Source organism: uncultured Bacillus sp. (assembly GCF_958411575.1).
GTDB classification, from domain to species: domain Bacteria; phylum Bacillota; class Bacilli; order Bacillales; family Bacillaceae; genus Bacillus; species Bacillus spizizenii.
In genome coordinates, this window is sequence record NZ_CATYRA010000001.1 from 435901 (window position 1) to 456088 (window position 20188).

22 protein-coding genes are annotated in these 20188 nt (G+C 44.8%); 4 read left to right on the top strand and 18 right to left on the bottom strand.

All coding sequences use genetic code 11. The features are described from left to right. Window positions 1-8: 8 nt before the first annotated feature. The 4 genes from Q5C82_RS02135 to Q5C82_RS02150 form a co-directional block, all read right to left on the bottom strand. The gene (locus Q5C82_RS02135; RefSeq protein WP_003222135.1) at window positions 9-815 is read right to left on the bottom strand and encodes a glycosyltransferase family 2 protein; all 807 of its coding nucleotides are present in this window, start codon (window positions 813-815) and stop codon (window positions 9-11) included. An 89-nt stretch (window positions 816-904) separates the two neighbouring features. Then, window positions 905-1438 (bottom strand): hypothetical protein, encoded by a 534-nt coding sequence (locus tag Q5C82_RS02140; protein ID WP_003222137.1) that lies wholly within the window; start codon window positions 1436-1438, stop codon window positions 905-907. A 47-nt stretch (window positions 1439-1485) separates the two neighbouring features. After that, window positions 1486-2121 carry a permease prefix domain 1-containing protein gene (locus tag Q5C82_RS02145; protein ID WP_003222138.1) on the bottom strand — a complete coding sequence of 212 codons (636 nt, stop codon included), beginning with the start codon at window positions 2119-2121 and terminating at the stop codon, window positions 1486-1488. Next, on the bottom strand, window positions 2114-2452 hold the full coding sequence (locus Q5C82_RS02150) for a PadR family transcriptional regulator (protein WP_003222139.1): 339 nt from the start codon (window positions 2450-2452) through the stop codon (window positions 2114-2116). The genes Q5C82_RS02145 and Q5C82_RS02150 overlap by 8 nt, the downstream gene beginning before the upstream one ends. 143 nt (window positions 2453-2595) lie before the next feature. On the opposite strand from Q5C82_RS02150, the gene Q5C82_RS02155 reads away from it, so the two are divergent. After that, window positions 2596-3411 (top strand): bifunctional hydroxymethylpyrimidine kinase/phosphomethylpyrimidine kinase, encoded by an 816-nt coding sequence (locus Q5C82_RS02155; protein ID WP_003222141.1) that lies wholly within the window; start codon window positions 2596-2598, stop codon window positions 3409-3411. Between the two features lie 88 nt (window positions 3412-3499). Here the strand turns inward: Q5C82_RS02155 and Q5C82_RS02160 are convergent, their stop codons facing one another. The 3 genes from Q5C82_RS02160 to scrA form a co-directional block, all read right to left on the bottom strand. Beyond that, window positions 3500-3748, bottom strand: coding sequence for a hypothetical protein (locus tag Q5C82_RS02160; RefSeq protein ID WP_003222143.1), 249 nt, complete (start codon window positions 3746-3748; stop codon window positions 3500-3502). Window positions 3749-3840: 92 nt separating this feature from the next. Next, window positions 3841-5280, bottom strand: a complete 1440-nt coding sequence (sacA, locus tag Q5C82_RS02165; RefSeq protein ID WP_003222146.1) for a sucrose-6-phosphate hydrolase — start codon at window positions 5278-5280, stop codon at window positions 3841-3843. Then, window positions 5277-6662 (bottom strand): PTS system sucrose transporter subunit IIBC, encoded by a 1386-nt coding sequence (gene scrA / locus Q5C82_RS02170; protein ID WP_003222147.1) that lies wholly within the window; start codon window positions 6660-6662, stop codon window positions 5277-5279. The genes sacA and scrA overlap by 4 nt, the downstream gene beginning before the upstream one ends. Window positions 6663-6962: 300 nt before the next feature. On the opposite strand from scrA, the gene Q5C82_RS02175 reads away from it, so the two are divergent. Continuing rightward, entirely contained in the window at window positions 6963-7733 is a 771-nt protein-coding gene (locus Q5C82_RS02175; protein ID WP_003222150.1) for a formate/nitrite transporter family protein, read from the top strand. 38 nt (window positions 7734-7771) lie between these two features. Here the strand turns inward: Q5C82_RS02175 and sacT are convergent, their stop codons facing one another. Together sacT and Q5C82_RS02185 are read right to left on the bottom strand one after the other, a co-directional pair. Further along, the gene (sacT, locus tag Q5C82_RS02180) at window positions 7772-8602 is read right to left on the bottom strand and encodes a sac operon transcriptional antiterminator SacT (protein ID WP_003222152.1); all 831 of its coding nucleotides are present in this window, start codon (window positions 8600-8602) and stop codon (window positions 7772-7774) included. Window positions 8603-8641: 39 nt separating this feature from the next. Next, complete coding sequence (locus Q5C82_RS02185) at window positions 8642-8944, bottom strand: hypothetical protein (protein ID WP_003222155.1); 303 nt, start codon at window positions 8942-8944, stop codon at window positions 8642-8644. Window positions 8945-9472: 528 nt separating this feature from the next. On the opposite strand from Q5C82_RS02185, the gene vpr reads away from it, so the two are divergent. Beyond that, complete coding sequence (vpr, locus tag Q5C82_RS02190) at window positions 9473-11893, top strand: serine protease Vpr (RefSeq protein ID WP_003222157.1); 2421 nt, start codon at window positions 9473-9475, stop codon at window positions 11891-11893. A gap of 37 nt (window positions 11894-11930) precedes the next feature. Here vpr and Q5C82_RS02195 read toward each other — a convergent pair whose 3' ends face one another. The 6 genes from Q5C82_RS02195 to Q5C82_RS02220 all read right to left on the bottom strand — a co-directional run bounded on the left by Q5C82_RS02195 (window position 11931) and on the right by Q5C82_RS02220 (window position 16448). Next, the gene (locus Q5C82_RS02195) at window positions 11931-12932 is read right to left on the bottom strand and encodes an LLM class flavin-dependent oxidoreductase (protein ID WP_003222159.1); all 1002 of its coding nucleotides are present in this window, start codon (window positions 12930-12932) and stop codon (window positions 11931-11933) included. A gap of 175 nt (window positions 12933-13107) precedes the next feature. Next, a complete protein-coding gene (gene nfsA, locus Q5C82_RS02200) occupies window positions 13108-13857 on the bottom strand; it encodes an oxygen-insensitive NADPH nitroreductase (protein ID WP_003222161.1) in 750 nt (249 codons plus the stop codon). A gap of 105 nt (window positions 13858-13962) precedes the next feature. Further along, a complete protein-coding gene (locus tag Q5C82_RS02205; protein ID WP_032727272.1) occupies window positions 13963-15147 on the bottom strand; it encodes an FtsW/RodA/SpoVE family cell cycle protein in 1185 nt (394 codons plus the stop codon). Window positions 15148-15475: 328 nt separating this feature from the next. Then, entirely contained in the window at window positions 15476-15832 is a 357-nt protein-coding gene (locus Q5C82_RS02210) for a sterol carrier protein domain-containing protein (protein WP_232502616.1), read from the bottom strand. Beyond that, a complete protein-coding gene (locus tag Q5C82_RS02215; protein WP_268377981.1) occupies window positions 15783-15971 on the bottom strand; it encodes a hypothetical protein in 189 nt (62 codons plus the stop codon). Before Q5C82_RS02215 ends, Q5C82_RS02210 begins: the two co-directional genes overlap by 50 nt. Before the next feature lie 63 nt (window positions 15972-16034). Continuing rightward, complete coding sequence (locus Q5C82_RS02220) at window positions 16035-16448, bottom strand: GNAT family N-acetyltransferase (RefSeq protein ID WP_032727270.1); 414 nt, start codon at window positions 16446-16448, stop codon at window positions 16035-16037. A 278-nt stretch (window positions 16449-16726) separates the two neighbouring features. Here Q5C82_RS02220 and ywcE point away from each other — a divergent pair, with 278 nt between their 5' ends. Next, window positions 16727-16990: a spore morphogenesis/germination protein YwcE gene (gene ywcE / locus Q5C82_RS02225; protein ID WP_003227411.1), complete on the top strand. Its 264-nt coding sequence runs from the start codon at window positions 16727-16729 to the stop codon at window positions 16988-16990. Window positions 16991-17230: 240 nt separating this feature from the next. Here the strand turns inward: ywcE and qoxD are convergent, their stop codons facing one another. Genes qoxD through qoxB form a run of 3 tightly spaced genes read right to left on the bottom strand, consistent with a single transcriptional unit; the run spans window position 17231 to window position 20184 of the window. Beyond that, the gene (qoxD, locus tag Q5C82_RS02230) at window positions 17231-17605 is read right to left on the bottom strand and encodes a cytochrome aa3 quinol oxidase subunit IV (RefSeq protein WP_003222169.1); all 375 of its coding nucleotides are present in this window, start codon (window positions 17603-17605) and stop codon (window positions 17231-17233) included. A gap of 1 nt (window position 17606) precedes the next feature. Continuing rightward, window positions 17607-18221, bottom strand: a complete 615-nt coding sequence (qoxC, locus tag Q5C82_RS02235) for a cytochrome aa3 quinol oxidase subunit III (RefSeq protein WP_003222171.1) — start codon at window positions 18219-18221, stop codon at window positions 17607-17609. A 13-nt stretch (window positions 18222-18234) separates the two neighbouring features. Continuing rightward, window positions 18235-20184, bottom strand: a complete 1950-nt coding sequence (gene qoxB / locus Q5C82_RS02240) for a cytochrome aa3 quinol oxidase subunit I (protein ID WP_003222173.1) — start codon at window positions 20182-20184, stop codon at window positions 18235-18237. Window positions 20185-20188 lie beyond the last annotated feature (4 nt).

Consider the following 20188-nt stretch of genomic DNA (forward strand, 5'->3'; position numbering starts at 1 on the left):
AGGCCTCCTTACGAACGATGAAGCCTGGAATAGACAGGTTTGCCATCCCAAACGATCTCACTTTGTGCTTCCCGTCTTTTCATCTCAGGCTCTTCAAGCAGGACGGCAAAGTTTTTCGTCGGCAGTTCCCCGAGTCCGTGCTTTTCACTTAAACGATCCAAATATTGTTTCCGCTTGGCGCCAAGGTCCGCGGACTGATTGTCTCCCGCGTCACTGAAGGCATAAATCACACTCGCGCAAGGGACACGCTTCACCCGGTACTCCTTCGCCGCGCGCAAATAAAAATCCCAATCCCAATAATTGTGCACATCAGCATCGAAATACCCGATTTCATCATGCAGAAAACGTCTGTACATACTGCCCGACGGAACGTATGTAGAGAACACTCTCATATCCTCGTAGTCAGCGGTATAAGCAAACAGCTTCCGCGAAACTGGATATCTTGTTCCGTTTTTCTCGTCAAACGAGACGATTTCCGCATCAGAATGAACAAAATCTGCCGTTTCTATTTCCTTCGCCATTCTCTCCACATGCCCCGGTGTAAAGAAATCATCGTCATCACAAAGCATAATGCAATCGCCAGACGCCTCTTTTACACCGGCATTTCTCGCAGCCACATGCCCCGAGTTCTTTTCTAAATTGATGACGGCAATGGGCAGCTCCGGATACAGTGCTTTGACTGGCACGACCGATTCCCCGGCATCATTCACAATAATAATTTCATACGGCTTCAAGGTCTGCTGCGAAATCGACTCCAGAAGCTCACACAAAGCCGGAATCCGATTATAGGTCACAATTACAATAGAAATCTTCATGATGCTCTCCTTCTCATTTTCATAGTCATGTACTATTAAAACATATATTGGACAGGAGATCAGTGGGAATATCCTACCGAAACGGCAAACTAAAATGATCGAAACAGTAAAGTGGCTCCGATCAGAAGCATCAAGATCAGTACCAGATCTCCCAATACATGAAAGAGATCTTTCAGGCGGACGCCATTCGGGAGGATCAGATGCCACAGCTTAGATTGATAGACCGGCAGCAGCACCAGCGCATAAGTAAAGCATAAGAATGAAAAAGCCGGCGGAACAAAAGCACAGCCTGCATCGTCCCAATTCCTGACTATGTCTGTCATACTTGATCCATCTAGTAAATACAAAGATACCATGAAAGCCAGCAACACAAAGGACCCTAATTGAACATCAAACAGGCGCATTTTCTGATTATATGCAAACCGGACCGCTAAAAACCAGACGTAAGCATAGGAACCTAACAGAAAAAGAATAGCACCGGCTGTAAATACGACATCAGGCAGCCGATCAAACAGAAAAACAATAGGCAAGCTGGCTGCCATAGCCAAGAGCATACAGCCGCCAGTAAGTAAAAATACTGCTCCATGAGCTACAAAACCATACAAACAAGAGCTAAGCTTCACGACATACACCTTCCTTACATAGTAATTCTATGTATATACCTAAAAAATTAGGCAAGCTGACGCCTGCCAATATAACAGCCCATTCGGCCGAATAACGGAAATAATAGCGTTGCACAAGCACAAGTTCCGACAAATCCAGGTGTCAGCAAGGATTGAAACAGTGCAGCAGGAATTACATTGAACAGAAAAAAAAGCATAAAAATGACGTTTGGCACCATTGAAATCAGAATCGTATGTAACACAAGCTGTTCTCCGCGTTTTCCAAACTCCCTCACTCCTTGATACCCAATCAGCACCCAGTAGATGATATATATAGCTAAGATCAGCCACACAGAAACAGAAATGCCTTTCCATACCGCATGCACAATCGGTGATTCAAGCCAGACATACATCATTGTAATGATGATACCGACAGCGAATAGTGCGCTGTTACAGAAAAGATGGAACATCAAAAACGAACGGAACGTTACAGGCTGTTCTTTTTTAAACGAAGAAACAATGTCAGCAGGCGTTCCGAATACCTGTAATAAAATCTGCATAGCTTCCGCCTCACTCTTCCCTTCCTGAAAAGAGTGGAACAAATGATGTTCAATATGGCTCTCAATCTCTTCTATCACTGCCTCGCCTTCAGGGAGCTCCTTAAGCCCGTTTTTGATTTCAGATAAATACGTTTCTTTATCCATTCTGCCCGCCCCGTTTCAGCATTCGGTCCATCATAGCCGAAAATACGCTCCATTCCTTCGTACGTTCCACCAGTACCTCTTGGCCTTCATCTGTAATCCGGTAATATTTGCGGTCCGGCCCTTTCTCCTGCTTCTCCCAATATGAAGAAATAAACCCTTGGCGTTCAAGCTTGTGGAGAGAAGGATACAAGGTCCCTTCTTTCATCTGCAGCTCATTTCCGCTGCGGCTTCCCATTTCTTTTACAAGCTCATAGCCGTACATCGGCCGCTCGTTCAGAAGCGACAATACCAATATAACAGTGCTGCCCTTCACCAGCTCACGATTTAACATCACAAAACTCCTACCTAGTAATCTTATGTAGCATTTTATGAAAGCCTCTTGCTATTGTCAAATGATTCCTATCGTTCTTCTATATTGTGATACAGAGAAAATCTAACTATAATGAAAGACAAAACATGATGGAGGTTCAAGACATGTCTATGCATAAAGCACTCACCATTGCCGGCTCGGATTCCAGCGGCGGTGCTGGGATTCAAGCTGATTTAAAAACATTTCAAGAAAAAAACGTATACGGGATGACCGCCTTAACGGTGATCGTTGCGATGGACCCGAACAACAGCTGGGACCATCAAGTGTTCCCGATTGATACTGATACAATCCGCGCCCAGCTTGCAACGATTACGGACGGCATCGGCGTGGACGCCATGAAAACAGGAATGCTGCCAACCGTTGATATTATCGAGCTTGCGGCAAAAACGATCAAAGAAAAACAATTAAAAAATGTGGTCATTGACCCGGTCATGGTTTGCAAAGGAGCTAATGAAGTCCTTTATCCGGAGCACGCCCAAGCCCTGCGTGAACAACTAGCGCCGCTAGCCACTGTCATTACGCCGAATCTGTTTGAAGCCAGCCAGCTCAGCGGCATGGATGAATTAAAAACAGTTGATGATATGATCGAAGCCGCGAAAAAAATTCACGCACTCGGCGCTCAATATGTTGTCATTACAGGCGGGGGCAAACTCAAGCACGAAAAAGCCGTTGATGTCCTCTATGACGGAGAAACAGCGGAAGTCCTTGAAAGCGAAATGATCGATACACCTTATACACATGGCGCAGGCTGTACCTTCTCAGCAGCCGTGACAGCGGAGCTCGCCAAAGGCGCAGAAGTCAAAGAAGCCATTTACGCAGCGAAAGAATTCATTACCGCTGCCATTAAAGAATCCTTCCCGCTAAACCAGTATGTCGGACCTACGAAGCATTCTGCGCTGCGCCTGAATAAACAATCATAAACACAAAAGGCTGCCTTACAGAGAGGCAGCCTTTTTATATGACCGAAGACTTTTCACTGAAAAACTGCCGATCCCATCGGCAGCCTGTTTATTTGACTTTTAAATTGTTCGCAGATTGCCTCAAAAATGCTTCGATCGACTGAACAAAAAGAGCATATTCCTTCATTTGCTCATATGCTCGCGTTAGAATTTCCGCCGTTTCACTATGCGGTGTTGTTCCGCCAAGCATTTTTTTCAGCTGAAGCAACACATCCTTATATTCTTCCCGCTTATCTTCAACTTGGTCCGCAGCCTTTTCCAAACATTCCGGTGTTATCTTCTGTTCATGTATATTCAAGAAAACAACTCCTTTTACAGAAAAAAATAGAGGTTATCGTTGAAGAATAGCACAGATGGCACAGATTTCACATAAGAAAATAGAAGGATTTTCTACATAAGGGTCCAAATTCCGACGTTCATTTTAGATTTTCCGGTCGAGCTGGCTGTTACTTCATGATTTCCCGGGAAAGGAAAATATCTTGCACTAAAGACCTCTTCTCCATTATTGATAAAGATTTCTATAGATGACGCGTCAATAAACATATGCACAGTATGCAAATCCTTGATGCGGCAATGTCTCGCTTCTGTTCGTTTTCCGTCGAAGCTCGTTCGCTCCAGCGTAACAATCCCCTCCTCCTTATCAAAAGAGAACGCAGCCGTTCCGCGGATACTGATTGAAAAACCGGACTGTGTATCAATGTCTTCGATCAAGATCTCAGCTCTTTCAGGGTTTTCAACTGGAAGCGTACCAGATGATCCATGCATGTTGATTTGTATTTTCTTCTCATTCCTGCGCATGGCTTTCAGCTCAGGCAGCGGCTGCTGAATCAGCTTTTGCCCTGATAGCGTCAGCTGTCTCGGCAGCGTCATACAGTGGATCCAGTGATAGTCAATCGTCGGATGAGACCCTTCATCCTGATCAGGCACAGCCATCCATGCAAACAAAATCCGCCTCCCCTGATCATCTTCAAGTGTTTGCGGCGCGTAAAAATCAAAGCCTTGATCAAGCTCCGTAAAATCGCCATGCTTCAGTTCAGGCTTGTTATAATCGAGACGTCCGACAAAATAACCTGATTGGTATACGTTCTGATAACGAAAACCATCGGCCTCAAGCCCTTGAGGCGAGACGATCAGCACGTCGGACCCTTGAAGGGAAAACAAATCAGGGCATTCCCACATGTACCCAAAATCGTCCAGCCCGTTGAAGCCCGCGCCGGTTATCGGGCCGAGAAATCTCCACTCTGTCAGGTTATCAGAAGCAAACAACACAGCGTGTCCTTGCATATTCTCCGTTTGCGCACCGATCACCATATACCATGTGCCTTCATGCTCCCATACCTTCGGATCGCGAAAATGTGCCGTGTATCCCTCTGGGAGGCGGGCGACAACACCTTTTTTCTCAAAGGACAATCCGTCGTCAGATACAGCAAGGCACTGATATGTTTCCCGATTCCCATCCTGATCCCTTACATTTCCTGTATAAAACAGATAGAGCCGACCGTCTTTCGTGACAGCGCTGCCTGAGTAGCAGCCGTTTTTATCGAACCAATCACTCGGAGCGAGCGCAATCTCTTCCCGCTTCCAATTTACCACATCCTGTGTCGTATAATGCCCCCAAAATTTCGCACCGTGCCCCGTCTGAAACGGCTGCCACTGGAAAAACACATGATAGCTGCCCTTCCAATATATCACGCCATTTGGGTCATTTAGCAGCCCAACCGGCGGCATGATGTGAAAATGCTGGCGGTGCGGATCGCTATTAGCAATAGGTTCATTTTTCTCCACTTCTTCATAAGCCCGGCGACGAAGCTCCTGATCATGTGCTGTCATTTTTTTCTCTCCTCATCCTCATTAATCTTCATGATAAACGCTGCAATGAATGCTGACACTGCCGCAATCGCCATTCCAATCAGATAGTTGACCAGGTTGCCAAAGCCAAACGGCGCCGCAATAGCGATCATCGGAATACCCGTTAACCCGTAAGCGTTTGCAGCAACATGTGTAAAGACGACATATGCACCGCCCAATGCGCCTCCGATCATCGCGGCGATAAACGGTTTTCGGTAGCGAAGATTGACTCCGAATATGACTGGCTCAGTAATGCCGAGAAAAGCGGAAAATGCAGCCGGAAGCGCGATTTCTTTTGTCTTTGCCTTCTTCGCCATAAAGAAGACGGCAAGGCCGGCACCGCCCTGTGCGACATTCGCCATTGACCAGATCGGCAGCAAGTAGTTTTTGCCTATATCTGCAATAAGCCCTGCCTCAATCGCATGGAAGCTGTGATGAACGCCTGTCAAAACGATAAGTGAATATGTGCCCCCGAAAATCAGACCCGCGACAAAACCGGCATGGTCATATACATAAGTTAAAGCAACCGTAATCCCGGAGCCAAGCGCTCTGCCCAAAGGACCAATCGCGATAAAAGCGACAAATCCAGTGACAATCACTGTAACAAAAGGTGTAACAAGCAAATCTACCGCATGCGGAACTACTTTTCTTGTCCATTTCTCTACCTTGCTCATCACATAAACCGCCAACAAGACAGGGATAACAGTTCCCTGGTAGCCGAGAAGCGCGATATCAAATCCGAACAGATGCATATAATCAGGGGTTGCTTCCGCCAAACCCCATGGATTCAAAAGCGTCGGATGAATCATGATACCTCCGATGACCGCTCCCAAGTAAGGGTTGCTTCCAAACTCTTTTGAAGCACTGACACCGATTAAAATCGGCAAGAAAATAAATGCCGCACTTGAGAACATGTCGAGCAGCTGCAGCAGCGCAGAATCCTTGCTCATCCAATGAAACGCATTGATCATACCCAATAATCCCATTAATAGGCCGCTGGCCACAATAGCCGGGATGATTGGAACAAAAATATTAGAAAGCGTTTTCGCAAATCTCGCAGCGGGATTCAGTTTTTCTTTTGCTGCATCCTGGTGATTTACGTGTTCTTCACGCTCAGTATCAGCTTCCTTAGAAAAAGCATCGTACACCTTATTGACAAGGCCTGTTCCGAAAATAATCTGGTACTGGCCAGAGCTGCTGAAAGCGCCTTTTACGCCATCAAGCTCTTCTACTTGTGCTTGATCTATCTTTGATTCATCTTTCATCACTAAACGCAGTCTTGTTGCACAATGAGCCGCGCTGATAATGTTTTCTTTTCCCCCGAGAAGTTCAATGAGGCGTTTTGCAGTCTCTTTGTAATCCATCTGTTTCTCCCCCTTTTATTTAAACAAAAAAGACCTAAAATTCGCCAACGAATAAAGGACACAGCGATCCTTTTTCATTTACGCAAATTTTAGGTCTTGCCTGCTTTACCAGTCACAATCCCGCTTATTCAGATTGAGAATACGCTTTCATCATAAATTATGATAGCGTTTTCGTCAACTGTTTTTTAGTTAAATAGTTTGATAAAACTTTTAGACAAAAATTCGTAAAAACTATTTGTGAAAAACTTCACAATATCGTGCTATACTATGCTCAACCATCAAAGAAAGCAGGAAAAAACAATGGAAACTCAAGCATTGCAAAAAGTTGAACAGTACGCTTTGAACAAACTAAACATATTTGTTTCTAGCAAAATCCGTTATGTGCTCAGATCCATTTTGGCCAGCATGTTTATCGGATTCGGCATTACAGCCGCAAGCAAAACAGGCAGTTATTTCTCTATGGCGGATTCTCCGTTTGCTTTTCCGGCAGCCGCTGTCACATTCGGGGCCGCTATTCTGCTGATTGCTTACGGAGGCGGAGATTTATTTACTGGCAACACTTTTTATTTCACTTATACCGCGCTCCGAAAAAAAATTCGCTGGCGAGACACCCTGTACCTGTGGATGTCAAGCTATGCCGGCAATTTGATCGGCGCCATTCTATTTGCCATTCTGATCAGCGCGACAGGGCTTTTTGAGGAGGCTTCTGTTCATTCCTTTTTGATTCATCTGGCAGAGCACAAAATGGAGCCGCCCGCTTCCGAACTGTTTTTCAGAGGGATGCTGTGCAATTGGCTTGTGTGCCTCGCCTTTTTCATTCCAATGTCTCTTAAAGGGGAAGGGGCAAAGCTCTTTACCATGATGCTTTTCGTTTTCTGCTTCTTCATTTCCGGCTTCGAACACAGCATTGCCAATATGTGCACATTCGCCATCTCACTTTTGATCGAGCACCCTGATACAGTGACAGTAATGGGAGCAGTCAGAAACTTAATTCCCGTTACACTCGGCAACCTGACCGCGGGAATGGTCATGATGGGCTGGATGTATTACACGCTCAATCCCGATAAATAAAAAAACTTCCAGAGATCACTCCCTGCAAGTCAAAGCGGTTATTCCGAGAGATCTTGAAGACGCTGGACATGCAGCGTGATATAGCCGGCCTCGGACTCCGGCAAATGTAATTGATATTCACTTTTCAAAAACTCTGCCAGCTCAAGCGCACATTGATAGGCAAATGAATACTTTTTTTGGATGAAATAAAGCATCTCCTCGTCCATACGATGGAGCGCTTCATTTGATTCCAACCGACTGACTGCGTATCTCAAATGCGTGACAAGGCGTTGATAGGAAATGCTGTTTTCATCCACCTTTCGATTAAAGTATTGTTCTATTTTCTCTATCATTTCTTTGATCATGGTCGTATGCTTCAGCGCTGAATACATGCTCTCCGCATCCATCTTCGCCGTATGGATGTGAAGGGCAATATAACCCGCTTCATCTTCAGGAAGAGACACGCCCAATGTCTCTTTTACATGTCCGATCGCCCACAGGCCGATCTCGTATTCTTTTTTATAGAGCGCTTTTATCTCATGCAGCAATTTATTCTGCACAAGCAGCCCATTTTGAATCCTTTCGATCGCAAAGGACAAATGGTCAGAAAGCGCGATATGAATGTGATCGCTCAGCGGCGCCGCGAGCTCCCCTTCCGCATAGCTGATGATATCCTCAGCTATTTCAATATGCTCCTCCGGCAGTGTTTGCAGGATTTGTTTAAACTTTTCATTCTCGTCGTGCACGACAAAGATCTTTTCCACTTTATTCATAGGGATGAGGTCATTTTTCTTTTTTTGAAAAGCGATTCCTGGTCCCATCACGATTTTTTCCTGATCATCCTCTTTTATTAAAGCCGCATTGTTGTTTAGTACTTTATAGATTTTCAAGAGGCTATCTCTCCCGCCAATTAGCTTTTGACTGGGATTTTACCTCCTTTTGACCGCCATGTAAAGATGCGGGCCAGCTCTCTCCTGCTTTGGCGATTCCTTGAAGGCTTGCAAACATCTTCTTTTATAAAGCGCGGCGGCTTTCGCTTTTTGTTTTTCTTCCTCATTCACAGCCATCCGCCACTCATAAAACGAAACAAGTCCCGCGGCCTGCACCGCCGCTTTTCTTTGGTATGTACGCTGAGCCGAATAGACAGCGGCAGCCGCAGTTTTTCTGTCCGGCGTCACCCAGTTCATCAAAAAGACCATCCACACCCGTAAAGATACAAGCAAACGTTTCATAGAAAAACATCCCTCCGCTTCTTTTTGGCAGGCAGCCTTTTAGCAGCCCGTTTTCTCAGCCGCAGCCCACGGGAAAAGACGGCCGATTTCTTTTCTCGCAAACTAGCGGCTCTAGCAAAACTCATGACTCTATAATAGACTGCGGAAAGAGAATTCTTTGTCACAATATGAGTGAAAAAACCAACTAGTTTTTAGAAGTTTTGTTGAAAGCTGAAAGAAATGAAATGAAAATTGGAGAACTGCTTTAAAAACTTTATACACAAGTTATCCCAAAGATAAGAACAACTTAATCACAATAGATATCCACATGTCCACAAACCCCATCTATATTTTGTATAAGAACATATATTCCCAACTATATATATACACAGGTTTATTCACTTATACACAGGGTTCTGTGTATAACTCCTTCCTTATACACAAACAAAAACCAATAAATGGTCCAAATGACACAAGGATTTTTTTGAATTTTCAAGAAATATATACTAGGTCTTTAACATTTTTTCTAAACACAAAGGGGGAAACACATTGAATAAGGGGATCATTCGCTCTCTACTTCTAAGTTTTGTTGTATTTTTTACGTTATCCACAGGTATGACAGGAGTACAGGCAGCTCCGGCTTCTTCAAAAACGTCGACTGACCTGGAAAAAGCCGAGGTATTCGGTGATATTGACATGACAACAAGCAAAAAAACAACCGTTATCGTGGAATTAAAAGAAAAATCCTTGGCAGAGGCGAAGGAAGCGGGAGAAAGCCAAACGAAAAACAAGCTGAAAAACGCTCGCACTACAGCCAAAAACAAAGCCCTCAAAGCGGTGAAAAACGGGAAAGTACACCGGGAATATGAGCAGGTATTCTCAGGCTTTTCTATGAAGCTCCCAGCTAATGAAATTCCAAAACTTCTCGCGGTAAAAGACGTTAAGGCAGTATACCCGAACGTCACGTATAAAACAGACAATATGAAGGATAAAGACGTCACGATTTCCGAGGACGCCGTATCTCCGCAAATGGATGACAGCGCGCCGTATATCGGAGCAAACGATGCTTGGGATTTAGGCTACACAGGAAAAGGCGTCAAGGTGGCCATTATTGATACTGGGGTTGAATACACTCACCCTGATCTGAAGAAAAACTTCGGACAATATAAAGGATACGATTTTGTAGACAATGATTACGATCCAAAAGAAACACCAACAGGTGATCCGAGGGGCGGAGCAACTGACCACGGCACACACGTAGCCGGAACTGTGGCCGCAAACGGAACGATTAAAGGGGTTGCGCCTGATGCCACACTTCTCGCTTACCGCGTGTTAGGTCCTGGCGGAAGCGGTACAACGGAAAACGTCATTGCCGGCGTGGAACGTGCTGTACAGGACGGCGCAGATGTGATGAACCTGTCTCTCGGAAACTCTTTAAACAACCCGGACTGGGCGACAAGCACAGCGCTTGACTGGGCCATGTCAGAAGGCGTTGTCGCGGTTACGTCAAACGGCAACAGCGGCCCGAACGGCTGGACAGTCGGATCGCCTGGCACATCAAGAGAAGCGATTTCCGTCGGTGCGACCCAGCTGCCACTCAACGAATATGCCGTCACTTTCGGCTCCTATTCTTCAGCAAAAGTGATGGGCTATAACAAAGAGGACGACGTCAAAGCGCTTAATAGCAAAGAAGTTGAACTTGTGGAAGCGGGAATCGGCGAAGCAAAGGATTTTGAAGGAAAAGATCTGACAGGCAAAGTCGCTGTTGTCAAACGGGGCAGCATTGCGTTTGTGGATAAAGCCGATAATGCTAAAAAAGCCGGTGCCATCGGCATGGTTGTGTATAACAACCTCTCTGGAGAAATTGAATCCAATGTGCCAGGCATGTCTGTGCCAACGATTAAGCTTTCATTAGAAGACGGTGAAAAACTCGTCAGCGCTATGAAAGCCGGTGAAACGAAAGCAACATTCGGGCTAAGTGTATCAAAATCGCTCGGTGAGCAAGTGGCTGATTTCTCATCACGCGGCCCTGTTATGGATACGTGGATGATTAAGCCGGATATTTCCGCACCAGGCGTCAATATCGTCAGCACCATTCCGACACACGATCCTAACAACCCATACGGGTACGGATCAAAACAAGGAACAAGCATGGCATCTCCTCATATTGCCGGAGCGGTTGCCGTTATCAAACAAGCCAAACCAAAATGGAGCGTTGAACAGATCAAAGCTGCCATCATGAATACCGCTGTCACCTTAAAGGATGGCGACGGAGAAGTGTATCCGCATAACGCCCAAGGTGCAGGCAGCGCGAGAATCATGAACGCGCTCAAAGCCGACTCGCTCGTCTCACCTGGAAGCTATTCATACGGTACATTCTTGAAGGAAAACGGAAACGAAACGAAAAAAGAAACGTTTACGATTGAAAACCAATCTTCCATTAGAAAGTCATACACACTTGAATACTCATTTAACGACAGCGGCATCTCCACATCCGGCACAAGCCGAGTTGTGATTCCGGCACATAAAACCGGAAAAGCCACTGCAAAAGTAAAGGTCAATACAAAGAAAACAAAAGCTGGCACCTATGAAGGAACGGTTATCGTCAGAGAAGGCGGAAAAACCGTCGCCAAGGTGCCTACATTGCTGATCGTTAAAGAGCCGGATTATCCGAGAGTAACATCTGTCTCCGTCAGCGAAGGGTCTGTGCAAGGCACCTATCAAATTGAGACCTACCTTCCTGCAGGAGCAGAAGAGCTGGCATTCCTCGTCTATGACAGCAACCTTGATTTTGCAGGCCAAGCCGGCATTTATAAAAATCAAGATAAGGGCTATCAGTACTTTGACTGGGACGGCACGATCAATGGCGGAACCAAGCTTCCTGCCGGAGAATATTACTTGCTCGCCTATGCCGCAAACAAAGGCAAATCAAGCCAGGTTCTGACTGAAGAGCCTTTTACCGTTGAATAATAAGAAGCCCTGCCGAATCGGCGGGGCTTTTTTCAGATTAATTCGCAAATGCCTCCTGCAACAAGCGGTAAGAACGGAGCTTATCTTCAAAATGATGCGTAATGGTCACCGCCATGATTTCCTCAATTCCATACGCCTTACTCAAAGCTACCAGCTGCTCCTTCACCTGTTCTTTCGTGCCGACAATCATTCGATTTCGGTTATCCGCAATTCGTCTCTGTTCATAAGGGGAGTACGTATTTTGCCGAACAGCTTCATACGAAGGAACACCTTCTAAAGGAATGCCCTGCTCCCCTGCCAAAAGCGTAAAATCAAGCACGGCTGCAAGCTCCTCTGCCTTCTCCTCCGTGTCAGCACAAAGAACGAAAACAGCGACTGCCGCTCGGGGCGTGTCTCCTAATACAGATGGCTTGAATCGTCTCTTATACTGCCTGACCGTATCCTCTCCGCCCTCACCATTGATAAAGTGGGCAAACATATAGCCAGCACCTGAATCAGCGGCAAGCAGCGCGCTTTCTCCAGATGAGCCGAGCAGCCACACATCAGGTGCAGTTGAAATATGCGGCGCGGCCGTCAGATTCGGAAAACGGTGTTTGTCATCCGCCAAATCATGCAAATACATGGTCAGCTCCTCGATTTGCTGCGGATACTGATCGGCATTGCGCTTCCCGCCGTCATTCAGCGCCCATGATGCAATCGGCATTCCACCTGGTGCTCTGCCAAGCCCCAGATCAATTCTTCCCGGTGTCAGCCCCTCCAGCACACGGAAATTCTCTGCTACTTTATAAGCGCTGTAATGCGGCAGCATAACTCCGCCTGATCCAACACGGATTCGCTCCGTTTTCGCCGCTATATGACTAATCAGCACCTCAGGGCTTGATCCTGCCAGCCGCTTTGAAAAGTGATGCTCAGAAACCCAAAATCTCTTATATCCAAGGTCCTCAGCAGCTTGCGCAAGCGCAACGGTTTGCTGTAATGCTGTTGCTGCAGAACTGCCCTCAGATACAGGAGATTGATCTAATATACTTAATGAAATCATCCCTACCACCTCATCCTCATCGTATCACTGATCCCTTATTTTTTCTCCAAAGCCGCTCACACTGCTTATCAGTGTTTCCCGATCATTCGCCATTTATTTGTGATAGCATGTCTCTATTTGTCGGAATATGTTACACGTGAAACATAAAAACCCCTCCGAAGCGGAGAGGTTTGCTTTAGTTTTTATTAAAGCCTTTTTCCTTCACATAGTCATTTAAATAGGTACGCGGCTTCTGCTTCATAAAGTTCAGAATCTGATCAGACCACGTTTCTTCCCGCTGTCCGTTTGTTCTTTCTCTATAATAATCAGAAATGGTTTGATCATACGCATTCATGGTGTCGCGGAAATCGTCTGCGTTTACATTATACGTATTCTCATGATAGACAGCCTGCTTTGGCAATCTTGGTTTTTTGCCGGATAGGTTCGCAGGATGGCCTACTGCCAGACCGAAAAGCGGAAGCACATGGTCAGGCGTTTGCAACACCTCTGTCACCTTGTCCAGTTCATTCCGAATGCCGCCGATATAACAAATGCCAAGCCCCATAGATTCAGCGGCAACGCTCATATTTTGCGCTGCCAGCGCTGCATCAATTAAGCTAACCATAAACATTTCCGTATTTTCGAGCAGCTCAGAAATATTTTCGCCTTTTTCCTCAGCCAGTTTTTGGTGGCGGTGCAAGTCCGCGCAAAATACAAAAAAGTGCCCGTTGTTCTCAACGTAAGGCTGATTTCCGGCAAGCACAGACAGCTCACGTTTTTTCTCAGGATCGGAAACCCCGATAATCGAATACGCCTGTACATAGCTGGACGTAGACGCAGCCTGCGCACTCTTCACTAATATATCAATTTCTTCAGCTGTCAGAAGCTGATCAGTAAAAGACCGGATCGACCGATGATTTAAAATGGTTTCGATTGTGTTATTCATCACAAGAACCTCCTTATCTCTTTTTATCATATCCGAAAAATAGTGAACTCAAAAGTGAAATGCTCTTTAATAAAAAAGACAGCCTTTTTCAAGGCTGTCTGCATATTAAGAATTAAAGAGATAACTTCTGTATTTCGTCAACTGCACACTAGCATTATACACAATCCCGAAGCCGATTAGCGTGGAAAGCGTCGAGCTTCCCCCGTAGCTGACAAACAGCAACGGAATCCCGGTAACAGGCATAATGCCGATGTTCATCCCGATATTCTGGAATGTGTGGATCACTATTAACGCCGTAAATCCAACGCAAAAGAAAGATGCGAAACGGTTATACGGATGTATCTTGTCAATCAGAACGACAAGCCTGTAGATTAAGAAGAAGAACATAATGACGACAATCGCACAGCCTATAAATCCGAAGCTTTCACCCAAAATGGCAAAGATAAAATCGGTCTGTCCTTCTGGTACATATACCTTCAAATTGTGAACGCCATTTCCGAGAATGCCGCCTGAGCCGATAGCCATGACGGCCTGATCAACCTGCCAGCTGCTATTTGCATCTTCCTGAGTTGTTCCATTTGAATCAGAAACCCAAGATGTTACCCTCTTTATTTGATACTCTTGAATCCCCACTGATTTAGCAGCGTCAGGAAAATTAATCATAACTAACAAGATAAGAGAAATAAATAAGATACCTGAACCGCCAATGATTGCGATCAGCTTCCAGTTTACTCCTGACATAAAGATCATGACAATCACAATAAACATACATATCCCAGCTGTACCAGCATCTTGAAGAAGGATAAGTCCGATTGGTACTACCGATACACCTGCAATCTTCAGTAAAAGATGCACATCATCTCTGAGCGTTCGGACTTTTTTGGGGCTGGCCTTTGAAATCACTGAGGCAACCATCATCATGAGTCCGATTTTCATAAATTCAGAGGGCTGTAACGTTACAGAACCAAACTGAAACCAGCTTTTTGCACCGTTTTTCACTGGTGCAATAGACTCAGGACTGACTCTCAATATCAAGAGAAGCAAAATCCCGAACAAAAATACATATAAACTAAGCTTTTCAAGCTGCTCCAAATCGAAATACAGCAACACCGAAATGGCGATAGCCCCCAAAACATAATAAACAATTTGTTTCATCCAAGCATTATCCCCATACTGCCCAAATTGACCGGCAGCATAAATCGCCAGAACGCTTATAATAAAAAACACACCAAATATAAAAATCAAATCCCCCTGGTAAAAGGGACTTTGCTGCTTCTTATATCGACTCATTCTATCCCGCCTTACATTTTCATCGGAAAATCACTAATGTTTATTATACATGAACCACGTTCAAGATGACACGTGAAGCTCGCTTCCTTTTCTGTTTTTGCGCATTTGCGGCGCTTTTTCAGCTACACGAAATATGACGTATCATAAACCGAAATGTTTCGATTGACACAAAACTTTTCAAATGAAAATAACCCCTTTTAAATCAGGGGTTAAAAGAAATCCATAAGAAATGGAGGTTTTGACTGAAAAACATCATCAAGCCGTTTGATTTCCGATACCGGCCTATTTATCATGCCTGTTTCATAAAGGAAACGGGCATTTCTGGCGCCTAGAAAGCGGTTAAAGAAGATATGCTGCATTCTATTAGATGGTCTGATGACTCTTCTGGAATGATCTGCACTTGCTCCGAGTCGACGCGGAAAGTCTGTTGATTCCATGGGGCCCATTGATCCGTAACCTTAAAGTCAAAGGGTGCTGTCATGCGAGATTTTGGATATTCCCGAAAAAAACCTTCAACGTCAACGATGCGTGCCATACTATAAGGATATATGTCTTGTTTGACTCGGGGTTCGACAGTTAAAAAATCAAGATCTTCCTCCATCCGTACAGTCAGTTCCACTTCATTCAGCATCGAATCATGCTGGCAAATAAAATTCCACAAGCCTCTCTGTGCCTCTCTGTTCACAATAAACAAATTCCTTAACTCGCATCGTTTTATTTTTGATGTCATACACAAGATATCCACAGGGCACCCCATCTTCAGAGATATACATCGCTTTCATCCCATGGACCTTCTCTGTCCAATGCTCCTTTGAACGTTTCATCAGCCCATTATGCTTCGTTCTGTACTGATTATAGATAGCATTCACTGCATCTGTTTCATCTTTTTAAAGCCTCTTCACGTACCCAGAGACATCGCCTAGCTTTTGAAACTGTTCTTTAAGGTAGATCAGGCGTTTTTGATAGAAACAGAGCTCCCAGCCAAATTTATGGTAAAAGGAGATCAGGAACGGATGCAAAAAGCTGATGATTTGGTTTTCTTTCTTCATGACCGTTAAAGCGTTTAGAATAAGCTCCTTTACTGTACCTTTTCTTCTGTATTCAGGCCAGGTTGCCACCCCGGCAATACCGCCCATCTTCATCTCCTGTTCCTCCAACATCACAGAAAAGGGAATGATGTGAAGCTTAAAGAGGAGTTTCTCTTGTTCTTTGATTCCGATGATGTAATGGTTCTCTAAAGCTTTTACTTTATCTTCTCGTTCCTCATCACTAAGTTCTTTCTGAAAAGCATATTCAGACATGCGGATCACTTCTCGCCAGTCTCTTTTTCAAGCTTGACTACCTGATACATCTGCATCCCCCCTGTTTTTTTAAAAAAGCTCCGTACATTCTCCTAGCGAAATGAACTTAAAAATAAGACGATAGGTCCAGACCAATTCCACAAAAACCTGTATCAATTTCTGGAAAACATGGTATAATAATTGTAACAGAATGTTCAAAAAACAATCACAAAACAGACACAACTCAGTTCCTCTATTTCATTTTTGTAAACGTTATCACAAAATGAAAGGAGACGGGTATGATGGACATGTTTTTTGCTTACTTACTGGTTGCCAGCGCAACACCTCTCTTTATATGGCTTGATAACAAAAAAGTCGCACTCTCAGCTATTCCGCCAATCATCTTAATGTGGGTATTCTTCTTCTTTTACGCAACAGAAAGCCTTTCTCCACTCGGACACACTCTCATGATTATCTTGTTTGCCGTCAACGTCATTGTCGCTCATATCGCCGCGTTTATCATTTACGGTCTTCCATATCTTCGCAGAAAGCGAAGCAGCTGAGGACAGCAAAAAACCCTCTTCTAATGAAGAGGGTTTCAGCTTGTCGACAAATCCTCGCATTCGTTGTCAGTCCTGCGCGTTGGTGCTCACGAATTGCTACATTCGCTGTGCTCCAATGCTCGTCAGTCCTAGACTTCATGTTTTCAATCACGCTGAACAAATGATAAAATCCCAAAACAAATTTCGTTTTGGGATTTTGCTAATAATAAAAACCCTCTTCTAACGAAGAGGGTTTTTGTATTATTCGTTGTGACCTGAATGCTCTGAGTGTTCAGCGCCTCCAGGAGGATTTCCGTCCATATGGTCACCATGGTGATAGTGAGCTGCGAAAATCCAGATGGATCCAAGTACGATAACGATCGCGCCGAAGAATCCGAACAGCGTGTTTCCGACTTGGATACCGCCGTTTTCGCTCTCTGTCATGTGCATGAACATGAGAAGCTGCAGCGCCGCCTGGATGAAGGCGAAGCCGAAAATGATCCAAAGTTTTGCTGATGAGCTCAGGTCAGTATACACTGCAACCCATAGAGCCAGCAGGGTCAAAACGATAGACAGTGCAAAACCTACAATGTGCTTCCATGGAAAGTGACTGTGTTCAGCAGATTTGTTTGCCATTTTACAGACCCCCCAATCCCATGAGATAGACACCTGTAAAGATGAAAATCCATACAACATCTAAGAAGTGCCAGTACAAGCTTGAGATAAAGATTTTAGATGAAGTTTGCGGAGTTAAGCCGCGTTTCTTCAACTGAATCAGAATTCCTATGATCCAGAAAATACCGATCGTTACGTGAGTTCCGTGAGTTCCAAGTAAAACAAAGAATCCAGACCAGAACGCACTTGTACCGAGAGATGCTCCTTCATGTACATAGTGGACAAACTCGTTGATCTCGCATCCGACGAAGCCGGCACCGAGAAGAAGAGTGATAATTGTCCAAATGACTACGCCTTTTAAACTTCCGCGGCGCATTTCATGAACAGCGATCCCGCAGGTAAAGCTGCTGATAAGCAGCAAGAACGTCATAATCATTACCAGATTCACTTCAAACAGTTCGTCCGGTAAGACACCTCCTGCTGTTCTGTTTTGAAGAACGAAGAAGGTTGCAAATAGTGTTGAGAACAACACAATTTCTGCCCCTAAAAAGATCCAAAACCCGAGAATATTAAGTCTTCCGGTTTCAGATTGATATTCCATAGGCGCGTTAGAATTGCCGTGTTCTGCATGTTCCATAACTCACGCCTCCTTATTCGGAAATCTTTCTTTCCGTCTCTTTTATTTCATCAACACTAATGTAGTAGCCATTGTCGTATTCGAATGAACGCAGAACCATGCAGAGCAGGACTCCGATCAATCCGACTACGCCCATCCAGTACCATTCAAAGACAAGTCCAAAGCCGGCGATACCGAAGGCAACAGACATAAAGAACGGTCTGCCAGAGTTGCTTGGCATATGGATTTTCTTGAATTTGCTTTCAGGGTATAACTCGGTTTTTTCTTCTTTCATATGATGGAATGCATCTTTAGATTTGACTTCAGGAAGCACCGCAAAGTTGTAGTGCGGCGGAATCGCAGAAGAAGTCGCCCAATCAAGACTGCGTCCCACACCCCATGAATCTCCGCTGATTTCACGAGTTGAGTAGCGGAAGCTGTAGTAGATGTTATAGCAAAGGATTAAGAATCCTACACCCATCATGAAAGCTCCGACAGTTGAAATAAAGTTCAATGTTGTCCAGCCGTCATTCGGTCCGTATGTGTAAATACGGCGAGGCATGCCTTGAAGCCCCAAGAAATATTGCGGGAAGAAACAAATATTGAACCCGATCATAAAGATCCAGAAGAACCATTTTCCGATTCTTTCGTTCAGCTTGTGGCCGAACATTTTTGGATACCAGAAAATAAATCCGGCGAAACAAGCAAATACAGTACCTGCGATCAGCACATAGTGGAAGTGAGATACAAGGAAGTACGTATTATGGTATTGATAATCCGCTGCTGCCATCGCAAGCATAACCCCTGTAACTCCGCCGATTACGAAGTTAGGAATGAACGCAAGCGCCCACAGCATAGGCGTTGTAAAGCTAATTCGGCCTTTATACATGGTAAAGAGCCAGTTAAAGATTTTAACCCCGGTCGGAATCGAGATCGCCATTGTCGTAATTGAGAAGAAAGAGTTAACGGACGCACTGTTCCCCATTGTGAAGAAGTGGTGAGTCCAAACTAGGAAACTCAATACGGAGATGGCGATAATAGAACCAACCATCGCTGTGTAACCAAACAATTGTTTTCTTGCAAAGCTTGAGATAATCTCAGAGAAAATACCGAATGCCGGAAGAATAACGATATATACTTCAGGATGTCCCCAAATCCAGAACAAGTTTGCCCAAAGCATCGGCATACCGCCTGCTTCCAATGTGAAAAAGTGAGCACCGAACAAACGATCAAATGATAAAAGTGCTAAAGCTACTGTTAGTACAGGGAACGCAAACACGATAATAACCATTGTGATCAGTGTTGTCCATGTAAACATCGGCATACGCATCAGTGTCATGCCTTTTGTTCTCATTTTTAAGATTGTTACCATAAAGTTGATCCCTGTCATCAGCGTACCGATACCGGCAATCTGAAGTCCGAGGAGATAGTAGTTCTCACCCGGTCCAGGGCTCATGTCGTTACTTGCAAGCGGCATGTAACTTGTCCAGCCTGCGTTCGGAGAACCTCCGATTACGAAAGAAATATTGAAAAGCATCGCCCCTACGAAGAACGTCCAGAAGCTCAGGTTGTTCAAGTAAGGAAATGCAACGTCGCGAGCACCGATTTGAAGAGGTACAACAACGTTAATAAGACCGATTAAAAACGGCATCGCCATGAAGATGATCATGATCGTACCGTGCGTCGTAAAAATTTCATTATAGTGGTTTGAGTCTAAAAAACTGTTATTCGGAAGCGCTAGCTGGGCACGCATCATCAGACCGTCGACACCGCCGCGGAATAGCATAATTACAGCAGATATAATATACATGATTCCGAGTTTTTTATGGTCAACAGTTGTTATCCATTCAGACCAGAGCCATTTCCATTTCTTGAAGTAGGTCAGTACAAAAATGATGGCAATGGTAGATAGTGCGATGGAAACTTGTGCGCCCAGAATTAATGGGTCACCTGTTACGAAAAATTCATCCCATTTGAATTTCATGCGG

What these genes read in the sequence shown, in the direction of transcription:
- Q5C82_RS02135 (WP_003222135.1), bottom strand. Translation starts at nt 815, where the DNA reads ATGAAGATTTCTATTGTAATTGTGACCTATAATCGGATTCCGGCTTTG.
- Q5C82_RS02145 (WP_003222138.1), bottom strand. Translation starts at nt 2,121, where the DNA reads ATGGATAAAGAAACGTATTTATCTGAAATCAAAAACGGGCTTAAGGAG.
- Q5C82_RS02150 (WP_003222139.1), bottom strand. Translation starts at nt 2,452, where the DNA reads ATGTTAAATCGTGAGCTGGTGAAGGGCAGCACTGTTATATTGGTATTG.
- Q5C82_RS02155 (WP_003222141.1), top strand. Translation starts at nt 2,596, where the DNA reads ATGTCTATGCATAAAGCACTCACCATTGCCGGCTCGGATTCCAGCGGC.
- sacA (WP_003222146.1), bottom strand. Translation starts at nt 5,280, where the DNA reads ATGACAGCACATGATCAGGAGCTTCGTCGCCGGGCTTATGAAGAAGTG.
- scrA (WP_003222147.1), bottom strand. Translation starts at nt 6,662, where the DNA reads ATGGATTACAAAGAGACTGCAAAACGCCTCATTGAACTTCTCGGGGGA.
- Q5C82_RS02175 (WP_003222150.1), top strand. Translation starts at nt 6,963, where the DNA reads ATGGAAACTCAAGCATTGCAAAAAGTTGAACAGTACGCTTTGAACAAA.
- Q5C82_RS02185 (WP_003222155.1), bottom strand. Translation starts at nt 8,944, where the DNA reads ATGAAACGTTTGCTTGTATCTTTACGGGTGTGGATGGTCTTTTTGATG.
- Q5C82_RS02195 (WP_003222159.1), bottom strand. Translation starts at nt 12,932, where the DNA reads ATGATTTCATTAAGTATATTAGATCAATCTCCTGTATCTGAGGGCAGT.
- nfsA (WP_003222161.1), bottom strand. Translation starts at nt 13,857, where the DNA reads ATGAATAACACAATCGAAACCATTTTAAATCATCGGTCGATCCGGTCT.
- Q5C82_RS02205 (WP_032727272.1), bottom strand. Translation starts at nt 15,147, where the DNA reads ATGAGTCGATATAAGAAGCAGCAAAGTCCCTTTTACCAGGGGGATTTG.
- Q5C82_RS02215 (WP_268377981.1), bottom strand. Translation starts at nt 15,971, where the DNA reads ATGAAACGTTCAAAGGAGCATTGGACAGAGAAGGTCCATGGGATGAAA.
- Q5C82_RS02220 (WP_032727270.1), bottom strand. Translation starts at nt 16,448, where the DNA reads ATGTCTGAATATGCTTTTCAGAAAGAACTTAGTGATGAGGAACGAGAA.
- ywcE (WP_003227411.1), top strand. Translation starts at nt 16,727, where the DNA reads ATGATGGACATGTTTTTTGCTTACTTACTGGTTGCCAGCGCAACACCT.
- qoxD (WP_003222169.1), bottom strand. Translation starts at nt 17,605, where the DNA reads ATGGCAAACAAATCTGCTGAACACAGTCACTTTCCATGGAAGCACATT.
- qoxC (WP_003222171.1), bottom strand. Translation starts at nt 18,221, where the DNA reads ATGGAACATGCAGAACACGGCAATTCTAACGCGCCTATGGAATATCAA.
- qoxB (WP_003222173.1), bottom strand. Translation starts at nt 20,184, where the DNA reads ATGAAATTCAAATGGGATGAATTTTTCGTAACAGGTGACCCATTAATT.